Genomic DNA, 18654 nt, shown 5'->3' with positions numbered 1-18654 from the left:
CTTTCGCCCAGAACCCCGAGTCAATATCAGAGTTTCGTTGCCCGGACCCTTGGGCTCTTGCTACGACTTAGACAGCGATTCACTCGCTTGGGGGGACAGGCTGTTCCAAGGATCTGACCGACGGGCATCGGGAAGATTTAGGAACGAATGTTCGAAAGCTGGCTTCGGTCAGTTGGACGATCTGCTCTGGGTCTCGGGTTAGCCGAAGATCCTGGCCCTGTCGATAAATTGGAATATCATGCGCATCCCGGATTCCGGGTGTGCCCCCATTTTGGGGCCGTGCTGTATTGGACTGCGATGATATTCGAGCGTACCCGCCAGACCATCAGGTTTGGCGAAACGTTCCCTTGTGTGTGAGCGCCATAAAGGCCCGTAATTCGGGACACATTAAAAAAGGCCTTAAGGCCAATAATGAATGGGATGCGTGAGGCGCCGAATGACACAAGAGAAATGGGGACAACTGCGTAGCAAATTGATGAAGGCGGTTGGGAAGAACAATTTTACCACCTGGATTGAACCCTTGGAGTTTCAGGAGTTGCAGGATGGTGTAGCGGTGTTCTCGGTGCCGACCAACTTCATGGGCAACTATGTCAGTCAGAATTTTGCGGACCTTATTCTCTATGAGCTGAATACCTCGGGCGAAAAGGTTCAGCGCTTGGCGTTTCGCACAGCGGCCAATTCGTCAGCCCGTCCCACATTGGTGGAAGAGTCCAAGCCATCTCCCGCGCCAGAAACCCGGCCCGCTGTTACAGATACAGCCAATGATGCACTTGAAGCACTACAGGCTGCGCCACTGGATGCACGGTTTACCTTTGATAGCTTTGTTGTTGGCAAACCCAACGAACTTGCACATGCCGCAGCTCGCCGCGTATCCGAGGGCGGCCCGGTAACTTTCAATCCGCTCGTGCTCTACGGCGGTGTTGGACTGGGTAAAACCCACCTTATGCACGCGATTGCGTGGGAGTTGAAAACCAAGCACCCCGAGTTGAATGTGCTTTATCTGTCAGCAGAACAGTTCATGTATCGCTTTGTGCAGGCTTTGCGTGAACGCCGCATGATGGATTTCAAGCACTTGTTCCGTTCGGTCGATGTGCTGATGGTCGATGACGTGCAGTTCATCGCTGGCAAGGATTCGACGCAGGAAGAGTTTTTCCACACGTTCAACGCGCTGGTGGATCAGAACAAGCAGATCATCATCTCGGCCGACCGCGCGCCGGGCGAGATCAAGGACCTTGAAGACCGCGTAAAGTCACGCCTGCAATGTGGCCTTGTCGTCGATCTTCATCCCACAGACTACGAATTGCGTCTGGGAATCCTGCAGAACAAAGTGCAGCAGTACAGCAGCACTTATCCCGATCTGACCATTGCTGATGGTGTATTGGAGTTCCTTGCACACCGCATCTCGACCAATGTGCGCGTGCTGGAAGGGGCGCTGACCCGCCTTTTTGCCTTTGCCTCGCTGGTCGGGCGCGAGATCGATATGGAGCTGACGCAGGATTGTCTGGCCGATGTACTGCGCGCCTCCGAGCGCAAGATCACCGTCGAAGAGATCCAGCGCAAGGTCTCGGATTATTACAACATCCGCCTCAGCGATATCATCGGCCCTAAACGCCTGCGGTCCTATGCGCGTCCGCGTCAGGTGGCGATGTATCTGTGCAAGCAACTGACCAGTCGGTCGCTGCCTGAGATTGGCCGTCGATTTGGCGGGCGCGACCACACCACGGTCATGCATGGCGTGAAGCGCATCGAAGAGCTGAAGTTGACCGATGGCCAGATTGCCGAAGATGTTGAGATGCTGCGCCGGGCCTTGGAAGCCTAAACCGCACTGAATCCTTGAAAAACACCCCGGACTATTGCGTTCGGGGTGTTTTCTTGTGCGCTATTGTCCACGGTTGAGAATGATCTGGAGTGTTTCACGCGCGCTGCTCTTGACCACCGAGGCAATCCGACCCAGAAATCCGTAAAAAATCCTTGTGCCTCAGGGCTGAGACGCTAACGTGCCAGTCCCGCCTATTTCGGCACGCAAGTCAAAGGAACAGAGGGTATGAAGATCAGCATCGAACGCGGCACCCTTCTCAAGGCCGTTTCGCAGGCCCAGTCAGTTGTCGAACGTCGCAACACGATTCCCATACTTGCCAACGTGCTGATCGAGGCCGAAGGCGATCAGGCGCTGTTTCGTGCCACCGATCTGGACATCGAAGTGGTCGACAAGGCCCCCGCGCAAGTCGAGAAAGCGGGCGCTACGACTGTTGCGGCCACAACGCTACATGAGATCGTACGCAAGCTGCCCGATGGGGCGCTGGTGACCCTGACCGCAGATAGTGCAGCTGGGCGGTTGACCGTGGAAGCGGGGCGCTCGAATTTTTCTCTGGCGACGCTGCCGAAAGAAGATTTCCCGGTTATGGCGTCTTCAGAATACCAATCGAACTTTACGGCGTCGGCGGCATTGTTGCGCCGGCTGTTCGATAAATCGAAGTTTGCCATTTCCACGGAAGAGACGAGATATTATTTGAACGGCGTTTACATGCACGTTGCGGATGGTTCCGAGGGCGGCAAGGTATTGCGTTGCGTGGCGACTGATGGTCACCGCTTGGCACGGATCGATGCGGATCTGCCGGATGGTGCAGCGGATATGCCGGGCGTGATCGTGCCCCGCAAAACCGTGGGCGAACTGCGCAAGCTGCTGGATGATGACGAGATGGACATCGCCGTCTCGGTCAGCGAAACCAAGGTGCGGTTTGCAACACCTGACATCACGCTCACCTCGAAAGTGATCGACGGAACGTTCCCGGATTACACACGCGTCATCCCGCAAGGCAACACGCGCAAGTTAGAAGTGGACGCGGCTGAATTCGCGCAGGCCGTGGATCGTGTGGCGACAGTTTCGTCCGAACGGTCGCGGGCCGTCAAATTGCAGTTGGATGCGGATAAGCTGGTTCTGTCAGTGAATGCACCCGACAGTGGTGCGGCTGAGGAAGAGCTGGCAGTTGCTTATGGGGATGAGCGCCTGGAGATCGGGTTCAACGCCAAATACCTGCTCGAAATCGCGTCTCAGGTGGATCGTGAAAATGCGGTGTTTATGTTCAACTCGGCGGGTGATCCGACACTGATGCGCGAAGGCAACGACCAAAGCGCAGTATACGTCGTAATGCCGATGCGCGTCTGATTGCCTCGACTGGGTGATCTCTAACGAAAGAGAGGGGTCATGGGATTGGCCCTGACCGAGCTTACGGTCTCGCATTTTCGGTCTCATAAGCTGGCGCGCCTGTCGTTGGACGGGCGGCCAGTGGCGATCCATGGGCCAAACGGGGCCGGTAAGACCAACATCCTGGAAGCGGTTTCTCTGTTTTCACCCGGGCGCGGGATGCGGCGGGCAAGCGCCGCTGAGATGACACGGCGCCCCGAGGCGCTGGGGTGGAAGCTGATTGGGCTATTGAATGCGCAAGGACAGAATTTCGAGATTGAAACCTGGTCCGAAGGTGGTGCGGCGCGGCAAGTGCGGATTGATGAGAAAACCTCAAGCCAGATTGAATTGGGAAAGCTGGCGCGGGTAGTTTGGTTAATCCCATCGATGGACCGTCTCTGGATCGAAGGGGCCGAAGGGCGACGGCGGTTCCTCGACAGAATCGCGCTGAGTTTTGATCCTGCACATGCCGAGGCATCTCTGACCTATGAAAAAGCGATGCGCGAGCGGAACCGGTTGCTGAAAGAACAAGTTCGCGATGCTTATTGGTACGCGGCGCTGGAAGGGCAGATGGCCGAGATGGGGCATCGCATCCACGCCGCGCGGTTGAGTGCGTTGGAGCATCTGCGCTCAGCACAGGATAAAGCTGAGACGGCCTTTCCTTCAGCGGATCTCGAATTGGTTCAAACCGAAGGCGCAATGCCTGAGATGGCGGAAGACTTGCGAGAAGCTTTGGATGAAAGCCGGTTTCGCGATCTGGCCGCCGGGCGGACTTTGGTCGGCCCGCATCGATCAGACCTGTATGGTGTATATTCCGCCAAGGGCGTTCCTGCCAAAGATTGCTCGACCGGTGAGCAGAAAGCACTGCTGGTATCGCTGATCCTATCAAACGCGCGAGCGTTGGCGGAGATGGTTGGAGCACCTCCTATTGTATTGCTGGATGAGGTGGCCGCGCATCTGGATGCGGGTCGGCGCGCTGCGTTGTATGATGAGATTTGTGCGCTGGGTGCACAGGCCTGGATGACGGGCACCGGGCCTGAGCTATTTGCAGAATTGGGGGATCGAGCCCAAACGTTGGTCGTTACCGAAGGCGACGAGGGCTCGGTCGTCAGCGTTTAGGCAGGCTCGCCGACTTTGCGTTCCCAAAGGAAGCCGCGCATCACTTCGTCGACCGGGGTTTTGGCCATGTGGTTGACGTAGTTCGACATGGTTTTTTGTGCCAGACCCAGTACGACATCCAGGACCGCACGGTGGGAATAGCCAGCGTCAAAGAAGGCCTGCAGCTGTTCCTCAGTCGGGTTTCCACGGGTTTCCATCACTTGCAGGGTAAAGGTGCGTAGCGCTTCCAGCTTGGCCGTGGGCAGCGGAGTTTCGTTGCGCAGCGCCTCAGCGATCTCGTCAGAGACTTTCATCATCTTTGCGATGCCGGTATGCGCAGGCACACAGTAATGGCATTCGTTTTCGACATTGATGGTTTGCCAGACAACGGTTTTTTCGTCGTTGTTGAAATCGGTCTGCAGAAACAGGCCGTGCAGAACCTGATAGCCTTCCAGATGCTGGGGGCTTTCGGCCATTACTTTATGAAGACCGGGCAGGCGGCCGAATGCAGCCTGAGATTTCTCAAGCAGCGGCTTGGACCCTTCCGGGGCGGTTTCTAGGTCGTGAGACGGGAAATTGGCCATGTCAAAACTCCTGTTTCTGGCGCGATGAGTCGTATTTAGGGTTTCTTGAGCGATCACTCAAGTATATATTTGAGCGAACGTTCAAGAATTGGTGAAACGATGCCCCGCAAACCCTCATATGACCGAGACGCGCTTATCGCGCAGGCGCGAGATATTTTCTGGCGTCACGGCTGGGCGGGGACGTCGCTTAAGGATCTCGAGCGAGAGCTGAAGCTGAAACCGGGCAGCTTCTACGCGGCGTTCGGGTCGAAAGATGCGCTCTACGCCCTGGCGTTAGAGCGGTATACTCAGGAAGGGGTTGCCAATATGAAGGCTTTGGCGCAGGAATTGGGCCCGCTTGGTGCTCTTAAGGTGCAACCTCGTCGTGTGATCGAGGCGTCGGAACTGCCAACTAAAGCCTGCATGTTGGCGAAGACTTATGCGGAATTGCAAGCCAAAGACCATGATTTGGCTGATCAGGCGCAGACCCATATGGCTGACATGAAAGCTTGTTTTGCGCACCTCTTTCGCCGCGCGCAGAAGGCCGGAGAAATCGCGCCAAGCCATGACCCGGATCGCTTGGCGGCGCGCTATCAATCCGACCTTCTGGGGTTGCGATTGTCAGCCGAACGGGACGATGTGAACGCGGCAGAAATTGCCGAGGATATTGCAGCAGACCTTGATCGGCTTTGATCCGCAAATTAAGCGGATCAGAACCACAAAATATGGGGGGAGCACGTGACAATCCCCACCAGAAAACGTATAAGTTACCAAAATAATATAGGTACTAACGGCATGTCCGAAGACGCACAGGCACCCCAAGAATACGGCGCTGATTCTATCAAAGTTCTCAAAGGCTTAGAGGCAGTTCGCAAACGTCCCGGTATGTATATCGGGGATACGGATGATGGTTCGGGTCTGCACCATATGGTGTACGAGGTTGTCGACAACGGAATTGACGAGGCACTGGCCGGTCATGCCGACCATGTGACTGTAAAAATTCACGCGGATTCCAGCGTTTCGGTCAGCGACAATGGACGTGGAATCCCGGTGGATATCCACCCCGAGGAAGGCGTTTCAGCGGCTGAAGTCATCATGACCCAACTGCACGCTGGCGGTAAGTTTGACAGCAACTCGTACAAGGTGTCAGGTGGTCTGCATGGTGTGGGCGTCTCGGTGGTGAATGCGCTATCCGATTGGCTGGAACTGCGCATTTGGCGGGCCGGCAAGGAACATGTGGCACGTTTTGAGGGCGGTGAGACGGCGGAACATCTGAAAGTCGTCGGCGAGTGCGGCGATCGCACGGGAACCGAGGTACGATTTCTGGCCTCGACCAACACGTTCTCGAACCTCGAATACTCGTTTGAGACGCTGGAAAAGCGCTTGCGCGAGCTGGCCTTCCTGAACTCAGGCGTGCGGATCATCCTAATCGACGAACGCCCTGCTGAGCGGCTGGAAACCGAGCTGTTCTACGAGGGCGGCGTCAAAGAGTTTGTCAAATATCTCGACCGGTCCAAGACCCCGGCGATGCCCGAACCGATTTATATCAAGGGCGAGCGTGACGATATCGGCGTGGAAATCGCGATGTGGTGGAATGACAGTTATCATGAGACCGTGCTGCCCTTCACCAACAACATCCCGCAGCGCGATGGCGGCACCCATGTGGCTGGCTTCCGTGGTGCACTGACCCGGACGATCAACAACTATGCTCAGTCCAGCGGGATCGCGAAGAAGGAAAAGGTCAGCTTTACCGGTGACGATGCACGCGAAGGCCTGACCTGCGTGCTATCGGTGAAAGTGCCCGACCCGAAATTCTCGTCCCAGACCAAGGACAAGCTGGTCAGCTCTGAGGTGCGCCCGGCGGTCGAAGGTCTGATGAACGAGAAGCTGGCTGAATGGTTCGAAGAGAACCCGAGTGAGGCTAAGGGGATTGTCGGTAAGATCATCGAGGCAGCTTTAGCGCGCGAGGCCGCCCGTAAAGCTCGCGAACTGACCCGCCGCAAGACTGCGATGGATGTGAACTATCTGGCTGGTAAGCTGAAGGATTGCTCTGAAAAAGATCCGTCCAAGACTGAAGTTTTCCTGGTCGAGGGGGACTCGGCTGGTGGTTCTGCCCAGACCGGTCGGGATCGGCTGACTCAGGCTGTTCTGCCTTTGCGTGGCAAAATCTTGAACGTGGAACGGGCGCGATTTGATCGGATGTTGTCGAGCCAAGAGATCGGTAACCTCGTGATGGCGCTAGGCACCGGCATTGGCCGCGACGAATTCAACATCGAAAAACTGCGTTACCACAAAATCGTCATTATGACGGACGCAGATGTTGACGGCGCGCATATCCGCACCCTCTTGTTGACCTTCTTCTACCGACAAATGCCAGAGTTGATCGAGGGCGGGTATCTCTACATCGCTCAACCACCACTATACAAGGTTTCTAGAGGTAAATCAGAGGTTTACTTGAAGGACCAGGCCGCGCTGGATGATTATTTGATCAATCAGGGCGTCGAAGGCGCAGTACTTAAATTAGGCTCGGGCGAGGAAATCATCGGCCAGGACCTGACCCGCGTAGTGGATGAAGCGCGCCAGCTGAAGCGTGTGCTGGACGCCTTCCCAACGCATTATCCGCGCCATATTCTGGAGCAGGCTGCTGTAGCCGGTGCTTTCGTGCCCGGCGCTGTTGATGCCGATTTGCAGGGCGTGGCCGACAAGGTCGCGGCGCGCCTTGACTTGATTGCACTGGAATACGAACGCGGCTGGCAAGGCCGCATCACACAGGATCACGGCATCCGCCTCGCGCGCATCCTGCGCGGTGTGGAAGAAGTACGCACACTGGACGGCCCCATGTTGCGTTCGGGTGAGGCCCGCAAAACCGGCAGTTTCACCCAAAGCCTGCAAGAGGTCTACAACACCCCCGCAACGTTGGTGCGTCGCGATCGGGGTCAAGTCATACACGGCCCGCTCGACCTGCTGCGCGCGATTCTGGAAGAAGGCGAAAAGGGCTTGTCGCTGCAACGCTACAAAGGTTTGGGAGAGATGAACCCCGATCAACTCTGGGAAACAACGCTGGACCCGGACGCACGGACCCTTTTGCAAGTACGCGTGGATGATATGGTCGAGGCCGATGATCTGTTCACCAAACTCATGGGTGATGTGGTAGAGCCACGCCGTGAATTCATTCAAAAGAATGCTCTGAGTGTGGAGAATTTGGATTTTTGAGCGGGTGTAGGTTTGCGCATAGCACTTCGCACACCCCATAAGTTTGCGTAGTTCGCCCATAGTTTTGCGCTGCGCGAATGTCTGCCTTAGCGATGAATTCAATCAGTTTTTGGCTTAGTCGTTGCGGTTATGGCCCTTTGCGTTGCTCAGCCCCGCAAAGGGTCACCCCAAGGAACCTTGGATTCTCGCGAAGGTCTGCGACGCGCAGAAAGCTGACTCTGCAAACTTGGTGAACGGCCCAAAGCGATAGCCCAAGCGTATTTTGGATTTCGTTGTGCCGTCCATTGAAGGAGACATTCAACAATTGTACTTATCCTTCGATGAGTTGGCGAGACTGCGAAAGCAAACTTTCACGGCGGAAGACGAAGAGCTTCAAGAAAAGGCGCTGATCACTGCGATGGCTCTGCACCTTTATGAAGAACAACCAAAGGCAAAGACTAAGACCGCAAAGTCTCGGGAGAAGGCCGCCAAAGAGGAGCGAAGACAGGAAATCTTCGCCCAATCCAAGAGAGTCATGGATAAGCGCGGGCATTCAGAGCCCGCGTACAGGGCGGAAAAACCCGAGTTTGATTTGCCCAGCAATTTGCCAAGTTTTGTCTCCAAAGGAGGGTGTCCGTAATGACAGAGCGAGTGTTTGAAGTCCTCGACCGGACAATTGAACATCCAAGCTATGTAGTTGCCAAAGACAAATTGGTTGAAGCTGTCTCCATTTCTCGCAAGTTGAACGGCGCCGCAATTTTCTTGTCCGGGCCTACACGTTGCGGAAAGACGCAACTCTTGAATGACGTTCAAGTTGAACTCGGCAAGTCACCAGATCTCAGCACTGACCTGCTTGAGTATTCTGGCTTGGACGGAGCAAGCGATTTTGTCATCGGAAGTATTCCGACCAAACCAAACAGTAAGACACTGCTTACAGCGATGCTGGAAGCCGTTGGGGTCAAAGCAGGACCAACTCAAAGCGCGCACGATTTACAGGCCCGTTTGTGCTTCGCTGTGCGTGAAAAAGGTATTCGCACAATCGCGTTGGATGAATGCAGCCATTGCGCCGAACGAGGTGCTCATCTGTCAAAACGTGGTGCAACCGACCATTTCAAATGGCTAATCGATCAAACAGGGGTCACGCTGATCCTCGCCGGTTTGCCTAAGTTTCAGGGGCTCATTGATGAAAACGAGCAATTGAGGGACAGAACGCTGTCGACCATCGAGCTGTTTCCGTATGCTTGGTCGAATGGCGCCGATGCTACAAACTTTGCCGCAGCGTTCTCTGAAGCTCTATGCAACATGCAAGCCGCCGGTGGTCAGTTTGACTTTGATTTCGAGGAACTGGTGGTCAGATTATACGGCGTAACTGGAGGTCGCGTTGGAATGCTTGTGCGCATCCTCCAAGTCGCCGCGCTCAAGCTGAAGTCGAAGACGCTGACATCCAAGATTATCTCGGACAGCGCAATTCAGTTAACGCAAAAGGACCTAAACGCTGGTTACTTTTTTGGGGATGAAACACCGCAGAAAATCGACCTCGTTCGATCCTACATCCATGTCATGCAAGACGCTGGCTTGGATGTGACACCAGAGTCACTCATTGACCTTGAAGCGTTAGAGGCCGCATGAGATCGAAACGCTCCTACTTCCTGCGACCAGAAAATTCAGAAAGCCTGTTGGGCTATATTAGGCGTTTAGGGCGAGCAAAAGCACACTACTTTACGTCGGATTTCTTCGCAGAACTTGGTAATAAATACGGGCGTAGATTGGTTGATGATATCGTAGCCATTGAACAGAAGTTGGGGGTCCCACCCGGGACGCTTGAACGTCTCGCACCTGCCTCGCCACCGAAAGATTCTAGTCGAGATTGGCAATATGAACGTCTTCACTCTGACCCAGTTTGCCCCCAATGCCTCGCGGAAAAGAAACCATATCAAGCGCACTGGCGTCACTCTTTGGTAACTGCATGTCATGAACATCGATTGAGGCTGGTTGATGTTTGTCCAAACTGTTCGGAGAGATTGACACCAAAGGTAGGTGGCTATCGTTTGTGCAGTTGTGGGTTTTCCCTTGATAAACTGCCGCGCTATCAAGCTTTAGAACACGAATGCGATATAGCATCTGCAATCTCAGGCACCGGTCCATTGGTCCCAAATGCCGACACCGAAACCAGCCCCCCGAGCAACATCGGTAAGTTCGTTCATTTCCTAGCCTCTGGGTTTCAAGCTAGCCGTACCGGCAAGTCCGGAAAAACGAAGATTCCGAAGACCATTGAAGACGCGGTTCGACTAGTGGCGCCGGTCGAACTACTTTTGGCAAACTGGCCGCACGGTTTCGAAGGCTATGTGAAGAAGCTGCTGCATGAAGGTGATCCTGATGCCACTTCCGCTCCGGAGCGGCTTGGTAACTGGTATCATCGCTTAATGCGGTTTCGGGAAGCTAACGGGCTGGAAGGCTCAGGCTGTGACTCACTGGTGTAAGCTGGGCCTACTCGGATCTCGCTCAGTTCCACATGGCGCAGGCGAGTCTTTCTTGGTCAGACCACAGCAGCTTGCGATCTTTCAAAGCGAGTACATGCCCGTCGCTACACTGGCTAGGTCAAGAGGAACTACGTCCCGAAAGCTCCTGTCTGATTTTGAGAGCAAAGGGATTGAGACCCATGGTGCGCAAATGGAAGGTAAGACGACGCGAGGACACTTGGTAAAACTGAGTGATCTGGCTTCGCTGCTGTCTGAGGCTGCCTAGTGCTCGCCTGCACCATCCGAAAAGAACACCACTGAAATACGCTGTCCAATTGCGGGTTCGTGGTCGCGTGAAACCTGCTCAGCTTCCTCGATGACCCGGAACATCTTTTCATGGATCTCAGCGGACGCCTGATGATCGCTTTCGAGCTTTTCCAGGATAACCTGAAGCGCGATGTACCCCTTGGGAAGATCCTCATAGGCGAAACTGTCACGCACTTCGTGTTTTGCTTGTTCCCAGAAGGGATCAAGCTCACGGCTCCACGCCTCGCACACCATTTCCACGGCCGGCAGTGACAGATGGCCAAACCATTCTTGATCACTGAGATCGATGCCACCTTTGCGTCCCATGAACTCGGCGCAGGCTTTCATGAGGCTCTCAACGCGCGCCGGGCGCAAGTCCCACTCGGTCAGCTTGCCGATCTGCTCTGAAATCGTCTCTAGCGCTTCAGAGAGATCTTCCAGTGACATGTGGGCGTGCTCCATGCCAAGGCTTCTGGTCCGTTCGTATGCAGTCTCCAGAGATTGGACGCAGGCCAGCTGGTCGCGTTCCAGTATAAGGCCTGGCGCAGTATCCTTGAGAAGCAGCAGGCGAGGCGGAAAGAAGCTATTGCTCTTGCTAAGTCCTTTGAGATGTAGCGCCGTGAATTTCTCACGGGCCGACAAGAGCGCCAACTCGGCGCCCCAGGTGCCCTGGATCTTGGCCTTGTCGATGAGTTTGTAGCGGTCTTCGGGGATTGTTTGCTTGGTGCGTTCCAGAACGTCGTGAAAGTTGTTGTCGCGAAGGTGCCTTGGGGATCGCAGATACTCAACAACACTAGCGAGGATCACTTCTGCGTCTTCCGTACTTTCTTCCAGGACAGCATCGATAAACGCGTCCCCAGCCAAAGTCTTATAGTTCTCTATGCGCTGGGCGATTTTTTCATCGGACGCAAATTGCCCGACGGGTACGTCAACCAGGTGGTAGTTGACGATCCCAAACTCGCTGTCGATCCTGTCGATCCGACCCAGACCTTGGATGAGCTCTTTCAAGTTTGAGGTCAGGCCAAGCAACACCAACGTATCTGATGACTGTAGGTTGATGCCTTCTGCCATTTTATAGGTCAGAAAGACCGACGCCGGTCCATCTGGAGCGTTTTTTCCGCCGGGCCGGAAATAAGACTCTACAGACTTGCCTTGTGTGATGCGCTCAAAGGTGTCCGGTCCCTCACCAAAGATCGCCTTCACGGCGCGATCTTCACCCTTGGTTTGGTTCCCCACGACATAGTTGATATGGTGACCTTTGCGCGACAGTGCCTCTGCGAAAATCTCAAGCGTGTCTGTTCGCTCTGCGAGAAACACAACCCGGTCTTTTTCATTTTGAATTCTCAGGCAGGCCTCGTACCGTTTTTCGTCGAGTTCTTTTAAGACGCTCAGTCCAAGCTTTTGGATTAGCGCGTCACATTTCTTTGCGGGAGCGGGCTCGTCAATTCCCAGTGCGGCGAACATGTTTGATTGTTTGCCTTGGTGCACCTTTTTCTTCGATTTTACTCCGCGTTCGAAGTCGCGGAGGGAGTTGCCAATGGCTCCGTGCGACATCTCCCAATGGGCTTGGGCGGCATTCACACGCAGGATGTTCAATAGGTTGCGGATATAGAGTTGATCCTGCGTGCTTTGTTGCGTGCTCACATGCCCGAAGCGGCTTTTCTCGACTGCGGTCACCCGACCGCCAGGCGCAAGTTCTTTGCAGAGGGCCACAATCTCATCCAGGCGCGTTTGCTGAGGTTTTGTCGCCTTAAGTTTCTTCGGGCGGCCGTGGTTTTCAAGTGTCGGGTAGCTGTGCTTACTCGGATCTTTGTCTTCGCCAATGCATCGCCTTTGTCTGCGTGTCAAAAACGGCGCAACGAGCTGAGCGAGTTCGCTGCGAGCCTCTTGCGTCAGCGTCGTGTCAGGCTCCGACAGAACTGCCAGTTTGGCATCTTGGTTGAAGATATCCTTAGGCACTTGGGTTTCACGCTCGAACAACTCGCCCATGGCCTGAATGAAAGTCGGCGTCATGAAAATGGACGCGCGTTTCTCCTGCATATGGGTCAACCAATCGACATCGCGGTTCCCAAGTAGGGTTGCGGACAGGCAAACATTCCAGCTCGGCGGGGCAAGCTCAATAGCGGATGCCATTTGAGATGCCTGCTCAAAGCCCGGTGTAACAGTATGGCTCTCATCAATGATCAGAATGCCATATTGTTCGAGCCTGAGCCCGGGTGCCTTGTCATCCCCAGCGCCTCGCAGGTTCTGTTTTGCCAACTTGGTATTCGGCTTCGCGTCCAGAGATGGAGTTGAGTATTTTTCCCAACTTGGGATGACCTTAGGGGGTGCAATCACCACCGCATTATTGCGCGCGACACCATGCACCGGAGAGCTGGGCACGACCTTTGAGTAGGTCTTCGTCAAAGCTTCTCCCAAGTGACATCCGATCTCGGTTTTGCCCGAGCCGGTTGGCGCTTCTACGAAAGCGATACCATGGTCATAGACGATGGAACACGCCTCATAGGTCAGGTCCTGTTGATACCCAAACAGGGTATGGCCCGTGATCTCTTTTCGATCACCGGTGAGCCAGGGTTCAAACCCCTTTTGCTCCGAGATCGTACGCGCCATCGCGTCTTCGGCGGTCACCGGTTTGATAAGCTTTTCTAGTATCTCCAGCGCTTCGGTATTCCAATCGACAGATACATCCCAAGCCTGCTCAGCGGCTTCTGTGCGTTCGACCTGAAGTTCATGAGTGCCCGCATCCAGGTCATCGGCATACTCGATGTTTCTGTAGAGCCCTGAGTAGGAAAAGTTTGCGGATCCGGCGACGGCACCTTTTGGTGAGCTCACGATTTTTGAGTGTAGCCGCCGATCCCCAGATATCCCCAACTTGCGTTTTGCGAGTTCCGGATCGAAGACACGCAAATCTATTTTCCCGGTTTTGATGGCGTGTTTTGCTAGCACCGCGATAAGATCGTGGTCCTCTTCCACTTGAAGCCCGGAGCGCTCCAGCCAGTAGAGTTTCATTTCTTCGGTGATTGGTTTGGGGTTGGTCAGCCGTTTGGTATTCGCTGTGTCGATCCCGAACGATATCCGTATCCGGATATCGCTGCCGTTTTCTAGATCCCGCAGCTCGGGCAATTCTTTCATCAAAATCGACAGCGAAGACAAGAAATCCTGATACCCGGTGACAATCAGACAATCCCCGGAGGTGATATGGGGTCGATAAAGATTGATGACCGGCCGGTCGATATTGGTGCCGACCTTCACAACCGGTTCGGCATCAAGCTCGCTTGCGGGCTTTTTGTTTGCTTCGGTGAGCTGCTGTGGCTTGGATCGCAGCCAATCAGGGAGTGAAAACAATGAACAAGACTTGGTTTTAGGACGCTTAGTCTAATAGTGATACTGCGGGCATCGTCCTTCAAGACATCACAGGAAGAAACATTCGTTTTCCTGAAACTGTCGAAAACGCGCACCGGTTTTGTGGCAGAAAGCCGGGATTTCGAGATTTAACATAAGTCACGATTATAGAGCGTTTGCAGTTTCACGATCTGAAGCAGCAATTCGTTCAGAAAGCGACACATGTTCGGATTGAGGCCATTCCTACAGAGTGCTGCATCATAGCCTATAGGCAGCAATATCGTTGACTCTGCGCTCTTGGGTGCCTTATCGCTGACCTCATGGTGAAATCGTTCTTCGCATCGCAGGACTATTATCCTCAGCTTCGATAGCTGCGGACAATTTATCATTGGTTTTCCGCTGCCCCTGACAGCGGTCAACATGAAAACGACCTTGTGCCGGGCGGCAAATTCAAAGGTCGCAAAATGAACAACAACAGCAGAAGTCGAAATACGTCGCTAGGCATCGTGGGGTTTGGTGCGTTCGGACAACTTGCAGCACTCCATCTCGGACAGCACTTCGAGATATCGGCCTATGATCCGTCGCCGGACCTTGCCAAGATCGCAAAGAAACTCGGCGTGCGTCTGTCATCCCTGCACTCAGTATCGCAGGCCGATGTGATCCTCATTGCGGCACCAGTGTCCTCTTTCGAGCCGGTTGTCAGCGAGATCGCGGTTGCTTGTAAACCCGGCGCGCTGATTGTCGATGTCGGCTCAGTCAAAGTCGTTCCCGCGGAAATTATGCGGCGGCTGCTGCCGAACCATGTAGACATCGTCGCAACCCACCCCTTGTTCGGTCCTCAGAGTGCCACGACGGGTATTGAGGGTCTAAAGATCGCGGTTTGCCCCATTCAGGGAAACCGACATTCAAGGCTAGCTGCGTTTTTACGCAAAGCGCTCGGACTGACCGTCATCACGACGACACCAGAAGATCATGACCAAGAAGCAGCAGTTGTCCAGGGACTCACGCACCTCATTGCCAAAGTGCTACTGAGAATGGGACCGTTGCCAAGGCGCATGACAACGAAAAGCTTTGACTTGTTATCTGAAGCGATTTCCATGGTTCAGCACGATGCGCCAGAAGTATTCGAAGCGATTGAGAAGGCCAATCCTTACGCCGAGTCGGTGCGACGACAGTTTTTTGATTTGGCCGCAAGTTTGAGTGTTGAGCTGGAAACAGCATCGAGGACGCTACAGCTCAATGAAAACGGAAATTGAAGGAGCGGCATCCAAGGACAGGTTTGTCCGCCAAGCGGCTGTTCAAAATCAGTGAAAAGATGTCTGCTTTTGTGGGTCAGTGATCTCGACCACAAAGGTCATGGTCTGCAAGCGAAGCCAGGACGTAACAGTCTTCTGCCACACCCCGTCCGTCACATCCCTGTGCGATACGCTTCAATTCATATTCGAGAGCTTTGAGGCGTTTGATCTTTGCGCGTACTTCGGACAACTGACCTTCTGCGATTTCGGTGGCCGCTTCGCACGACCGATCCGGATGGTTCTGTAACTCAATCAAAGAAGAAATTGCTTCGATGGAGAAGCCGAGATCACGCGCGTGCCGTATAAAGCTCAGGCGCTCCAAACCCTCATTTGTGTAGCGCCGCTGGTTGCCTGCCGTCCGTTCCGGTGCGGCCAGTAGACCCATTTCTTCGTAATAGCGGATGGTGGGCACTTTGACCTTCGTCCGCTTCGAAAGCTCGCCAATCGAGAACATGTGAAAAACCTCTTGAACCTCTAGTCACTAGAGACACTACATTGGATCTGACGCGATTCTGAAGAGGTTTTGAGATGGCAGGGTGCTGCGGCAACGAGGTGAAATTCGACGGAATGTCGAACGAATACAAACGTCGGCTTTGGATCGTCATCGCGTTAAATGCGACGATGTTCGTGGTCGAGATGACCGCGGGACACTACGCGAAGTCTCAGGCACTTCAGGCCGACGCGCTCGACTTCCTTGGTGACGCACTGACCTACGGCATTTCCCTCGCTGTGATCGGCGCGTCTATCCGCGCTCGAACGAATGCCGCCTTAGCAAAGGGGATCAGCCTCTTTTTTATGGGTGCGTGGGTGTTTGGGTCTACCGTCTACCGTGTTTTTTACGTGGGCGTTCCAGAGGCCGAAATTATGGGCATCATCGGCGCGTTGGCTCTCGCAACAAACCTTGCGAGCGTATTCTTGCTTGTTAGCTACAAGGATGGAGACGCCAACGTGCGATCAGTCTGGCTATGCTCGCGGAACGACGCCATCGGTAACGTAGCTGTGATGATTGCCGCGTTGGGCGTCTGGGGCACGGCAACAGGTTGGCCTGACCTAATAGTTGCTGCGATCATGGCAAGCCTGTTCTTGTCATCTTCGTACCAGATCATTCGTCAGGCTCTTGAGGAACGGCACGAGGAAGCAGCACACGAGCATAGAACAGCTCGGACAAGCTGACATTCGCTGCGGAGGGCAAACTACACAGGTATGGGCTCCACGCGGTCATTCGCTCAGTCGCGATGCATGTCCGCTTTCCGGACATTCGCCGCGACTGAGCGAACGACGACACCGAGCCTAAACCGGACCTGGTTAAATTGCGTCCCAGATTTGATGAAACCAGTGGAAGACCATCATGGTCAGCTATTGAGAGTAACTTTTCTTTGGTGCAGTCGGCGTCACCACTCTACCAAGGCCTCATGTAAATCGTACTGATAGCTCGGTGTCCATCACGCCACCAAAACCAGCTGACCATTCTTCACCCGGAGACACTGGCCATGCGTCTGTCAAAGTACCGGTTGTAACCAGCTCGCCTGCCTGAAGCTGGTTGGCTTGTGATAGTAGAGACACAAGATGAGCCAGGACTTCAATTGGGCCTCCAAGCGCGTTTTCACCTTTGCCGGACTCGATGGCCTCGGCGCCCTTGAACAATGCTAGTGGCACTTCGGCTAAGCCGGTCAAGACATCATGCGTAGCCGCGATTTTGTCGCCAAGAACAAGGCAGCCGTGCAATCCTTGTGCTGCGATTGAGTCTTCGACCGAGAATTTCCAGTTGGGATAAATCGATTGAACAATTTCAAATCCCGGGGCCACCCATTCCACGCAACCTGCCAACTGCTCATTGTTCATTTCAGCTGTTGGTGCATGTTTAAGGCCCAGTACGATTTCTGGCTCGATTCTCGGTTCTGAATAACTTGCCAAGTTTACCGGCTGATCAGTCGAAAACAGCCCATCTGCGTGGACCTCTCCCCAAATGGGTTGATCCACACCGTAAACAGGCCAAATCGTGCGGTTCGTGAAGCCGACTTTTCGGCCGACTCTTTCTTTGCCCAGAATCTCGCGGACACGACTAGCAATCGAATATGCGTCATCCAGCGATAGCTGTTCTGCCTCTGAAGACAGTTTAGGTATCTGCTGGGCAGAGGTCAGGGCATCAGCAATTGTCTGAGCGTTAGATTCAATATCTCTTGTCATATTCGCATTATACGCGCCGACGGCTGGATTGCGATGCAAGCGAGGTTTTGAAGGGCCATCGTCGCACACTCAAAGGCTTGCACTGAAAGTGTCGGTATCTTCTGCTTCAAGTGGGCAAGTCCAAGGCGATCAAGCAACAAAAATCTCCACCCGTTTGTGCACCCTAAATAATTGTGCGCCCCAACTGCTACTAACAGTTCGATTGCAATTTAAAGCGAGGTGATCGCGTTGATCACTGCTTCTCGGCTCTGAACAGCGCCGGTTTGTAGATACTCCATAGCTTTGAGAGCAGCTTCATGGGCTTGGACAGATGACCCTCCAACGCAGTCCTCTACAACGCGGCAGAAGTAGTCTGATTGGTGGCCATCGACGAATGTGTAGTGCACACAAACATCCGTCAAACCGCCGCACAATAAAAGTGTGTCTACTTTTAAACCGCGCAGCAGGATTTCGAAATCGGTTCCAAAAAATGCAGAATACCGTCGCTTCGGTACGATGTAGTCACCTTTACGATATCCCATCTCATCTTTTGCAACTTCCGTTCTTGGATCACCTTCGAGACAATGTATGTCTTCGTCACCATCCAGTTCACGGCCGAAGTCTATCCTATCGGGACGATGGACTTCTTGGATGAAAATGACTGGCACATCGTAATCATGTGCGGCATCAACCAAATCACGCGCAGCGATCATGCGCTCTTTGTAGCCCGGCATGTTATCGATGGAGCGTACTTCGCTGTCATCAATAAACGTGCTCTTTTGAATGTCGATTACGATCAGGGCAGGTCTACCCTCGATCAGTTTCCTGGCTTGTTTGGTTTCAGTTGTCATGTTCGACCTCTAATTTGCCAGGTCGTCCTGAAAAAACGCCCTTGCTTGGCCGGGCCGTCCCAGCGGGCAGATCAATTTTGACTAAATGTGCAACTGAGTATGGTCAAGGCCGTGCTGCGTTGTTTTGGAATGAAAACTGTATACTCGCGCCCAGGGCAACATTGCCCGCAAATTGCCGTTAGGGGTTAAGTGTAGCGA

Annotated in this window: 15 protein-coding genes; 10 read left to right on the top strand and 5 right to left on the bottom strand. The window is 54.0% G+C overall.

What is annotated here, in order from left to right; translation table 11 throughout:
- The first annotated feature begins 436 nt into the window (after nt 1–436).
- The 3 genes from dnaA to recF all read left to right on the top strand — a co-directional run bounded on the left by dnaA (nt 437) and on the right by recF (nt 4303).
- Nucleotides 437–1819, top strand: coding sequence for a chromosomal replication initiator protein DnaA (gene dnaA, locus ACR0AW_RS19895; RefSeq protein WP_170395377.1), 1383 nt, complete (start codon nt 437–439; stop codon nt 1817–1819).
- A gap of 225 nt (nt 1820–2044) precedes the next feature.
- Nucleotides 2045–3166, top strand: coding sequence for a DNA polymerase III subunit beta (gene dnaN, locus ACR0AW_RS19890; RefSeq protein WP_010442547.1), 1122 nt, complete (start codon nt 2045–2047; stop codon nt 3164–3166).
- A gap of 39 nt (nt 3167–3205) precedes the next feature.
- Nucleotides 3206–4303 carry a DNA replication/repair protein RecF gene (gene recF, locus ACR0AW_RS19885; RefSeq protein WP_170734135.1) on the top strand — a complete coding sequence of 366 codons (1098 nt, stop codon included), beginning with the start codon at nt 3206–3208 and terminating at the stop codon, nt 4301–4303.
- On the opposite strand, the gene ACR0AW_RS19880 is transcribed toward recF, so the two are convergent.
- Nucleotides 4300–4866: a carboxymuconolactone decarboxylase family protein gene (locus ACR0AW_RS19880; protein ID WP_170734134.1), complete on the bottom strand. Its 567-nt coding sequence runs from the start codon at nt 4864–4866 to the stop codon at nt 4300–4302. The genes recF and ACR0AW_RS19880 overlap by 4 nt on opposite strands.
- A 99-nt stretch (nt 4867–4965) precedes the next feature.
- Between ACR0AW_RS19880 and ACR0AW_RS19875 the strand changes: the two genes are divergently transcribed.
- From ACR0AW_RS19875 to ACR0AW_RS19855, 5 genes are all read left to right on the top strand, one after another.
- On the top strand, nt 4966–5538 hold the full coding sequence (locus ACR0AW_RS19875) for a TetR/AcrR family transcriptional regulator (RefSeq protein ID WP_170734133.1): 573 nt from the start codon (nt 4966–4968) through the stop codon (nt 5536–5538).
- A gap of 102 nt (nt 5539–5640) precedes the next feature.
- Complete coding sequence (gyrB, locus tag ACR0AW_RS19870; protein ID WP_170734132.1) at nt 5641–8058, top strand: DNA topoisomerase (ATP-hydrolyzing) subunit B; 2418 nt, start codon at nt 5641–5643, stop codon at nt 8056–8058.
- A 262-nt stretch (nt 8059–8320) separates the two neighbouring features.
- On the top strand, nt 8321–8677 hold the full coding sequence (locus ACR0AW_RS19865) for a hypothetical protein (RefSeq protein WP_170734131.1): 357 nt from the start codon (nt 8321–8323) through the stop codon (nt 8675–8677).
- Nucleotides 8677–9666, top strand: coding sequence for an ATP-binding protein (locus tag ACR0AW_RS19860; RefSeq protein ID WP_170734130.1), 990 nt, complete (start codon nt 8677–8679; stop codon nt 9664–9666). Before ACR0AW_RS19865 ends, ACR0AW_RS19860 begins: the two co-directional genes overlap by 1 nt.
- Entirely contained in the window at nt 9663–10517 is an 855-nt protein-coding gene (locus tag ACR0AW_RS19855; protein WP_170734129.1) for a TniQ family protein, read from the top strand. The genes ACR0AW_RS19860 and ACR0AW_RS19855 overlap by 4 nt, the downstream gene beginning before the upstream one ends.
- Nucleotides 10518–10778: 261 nt before the next feature.
- Here ACR0AW_RS19855 and ACR0AW_RS19850 read toward each other — a convergent pair whose 3' ends face one another.
- A complete protein-coding gene (locus ACR0AW_RS19850; RefSeq protein WP_170734128.1) occupies nt 10779–14147 on the bottom strand; it encodes a hypothetical protein in 3369 nt (1122 codons plus the stop codon).
- Nucleotides 14148–14578: 431 nt separating this feature from the next.
- Here ACR0AW_RS19850 and ACR0AW_RS19845 point away from each other — a divergent pair, with 431 nt between their 5' ends.
- On the top strand, nt 14579–15400 hold the full coding sequence (locus ACR0AW_RS19845) for a prephenate dehydrogenase/arogenate dehydrogenase family protein (RefSeq protein WP_480439512.1): 822 nt from the start codon (nt 14579–14581) through the stop codon (nt 15398–15400).
- Between the two features lie 76 nt (nt 15401–15476).
- Here ACR0AW_RS19845 and ACR0AW_RS19840 read toward each other — a convergent pair whose 3' ends face one another.
- The gene (locus ACR0AW_RS19840; protein ID WP_170520077.1) at nt 15477–15893 is read right to left on the bottom strand and encodes a MerR family transcriptional regulator; all 417 of its coding nucleotides are present in this window, start codon (nt 15891–15893) and stop codon (nt 15477–15479) included.
- Nucleotides 15894–15967: 74 nt separating this feature from the next.
- Between ACR0AW_RS19840 and ACR0AW_RS19835 the strand changes: the two genes are divergently transcribed.
- Nucleotides 15968–16612: a cation efflux transmembrane domain-containing protein gene (locus tag ACR0AW_RS19835; RefSeq protein ID WP_170734126.1), complete on the top strand. Its 645-nt coding sequence runs from the start codon at nt 15968–15970 to the stop codon at nt 16610–16612.
- A 237-nt stretch (nt 16613–16849) separates the two neighbouring features.
- Here ACR0AW_RS19835 and ACR0AW_RS19830 read toward each other — a convergent pair whose 3' ends face one another.
- Both ACR0AW_RS19830 and ACR0AW_RS19825 read right to left on the bottom strand, forming a co-directional pair.
- Nucleotides 16850–17665 carry a fumarylacetoacetate hydrolase family protein gene (locus ACR0AW_RS19830; protein WP_170776371.1) on the bottom strand — a complete coding sequence of 272 codons (816 nt, stop codon included), beginning with the start codon at nt 17663–17665 and terminating at the stop codon, nt 16850–16852.
- 170 nt (nt 17666–17835) lie between these two features.
- Nucleotides 17836–18456 carry a cysteine hydrolase family protein gene (locus tag ACR0AW_RS19825; RefSeq protein WP_170734124.1) on the bottom strand — a complete coding sequence of 207 codons (621 nt, stop codon included), beginning with the start codon at nt 18454–18456 and terminating at the stop codon, nt 17836–17838.
- Nucleotides 18457–18654: the final 198 nt, after the last annotated feature.

It is taken from the genome of Ruegeria sp. C5 (genome assembly GCF_056537605.1).
This window is presented reverse-complemented; position numbering and strand designations above follow the sequence as displayed.

Coding starts and splice junctions, on each gene's coding strand:
- dnaA (WP_170395377.1), top strand. CDS start 437: ATGACACAAGAGAAATGGGGACAACTGCGTAGCAAATTGATGAAGGCG.
- ACR0AW_RS19855 (WP_170734129.1), top strand. CDS start 9,663: ATGAGATCGAAACGCTCCTACTTCCTGCGACCAGAAAATTCAGAAAGC.
- ACR0AW_RS19825 (WP_170734124.1), bottom strand. CDS start 18,456: ATGACAACTGAAACCAAACAAGCCAGGAAACTGATCGAGGGTAGACCT.
- ACR0AW_RS19840 (WP_170520077.1), bottom strand. CDS start 15,893: ATGTTCTCGATTGGCGAGCTTTCGAAGCGGACGAAGGTCAAAGTGCCC.
- ACR0AW_RS19860 (WP_170734130.1), top strand. CDS start 8,677: ATGACAGAGCGAGTGTTTGAAGTCCTCGACCGGACAATTGAACATCCA.
- recF (WP_170734135.1), top strand. CDS start 3,206: ATGGGATTGGCCCTGACCGAGCTTACGGTCTCGCATTTTCGGTCTCAT.
- ACR0AW_RS19835 (WP_170734126.1), top strand. CDS start 15,968: ATGGCAGGGTGCTGCGGCAACGAGGTGAAATTCGACGGAATGTCGAAC.
- dnaN (WP_010442547.1), top strand. CDS start 2,045: ATGAAGATCAGCATCGAACGCGGCACCCTTCTCAAGGCCGTTTCGCAG.
- ACR0AW_RS19880 (WP_170734134.1), bottom strand. CDS start 4,866: ATGGCCAATTTCCCGTCTCACGACCTAGAAACCGCCCCGGAAGGGTCC.
- gyrB (WP_170734132.1), top strand. CDS start 5,641: ATGTCCGAAGACGCACAGGCACCCCAAGAATACGGCGCTGATTCTATC.
- ACR0AW_RS19875 (WP_170734133.1), top strand. CDS start 4,966: ATGCCCCGCAAACCCTCATATGACCGAGACGCGCTTATCGCGCAGGCG.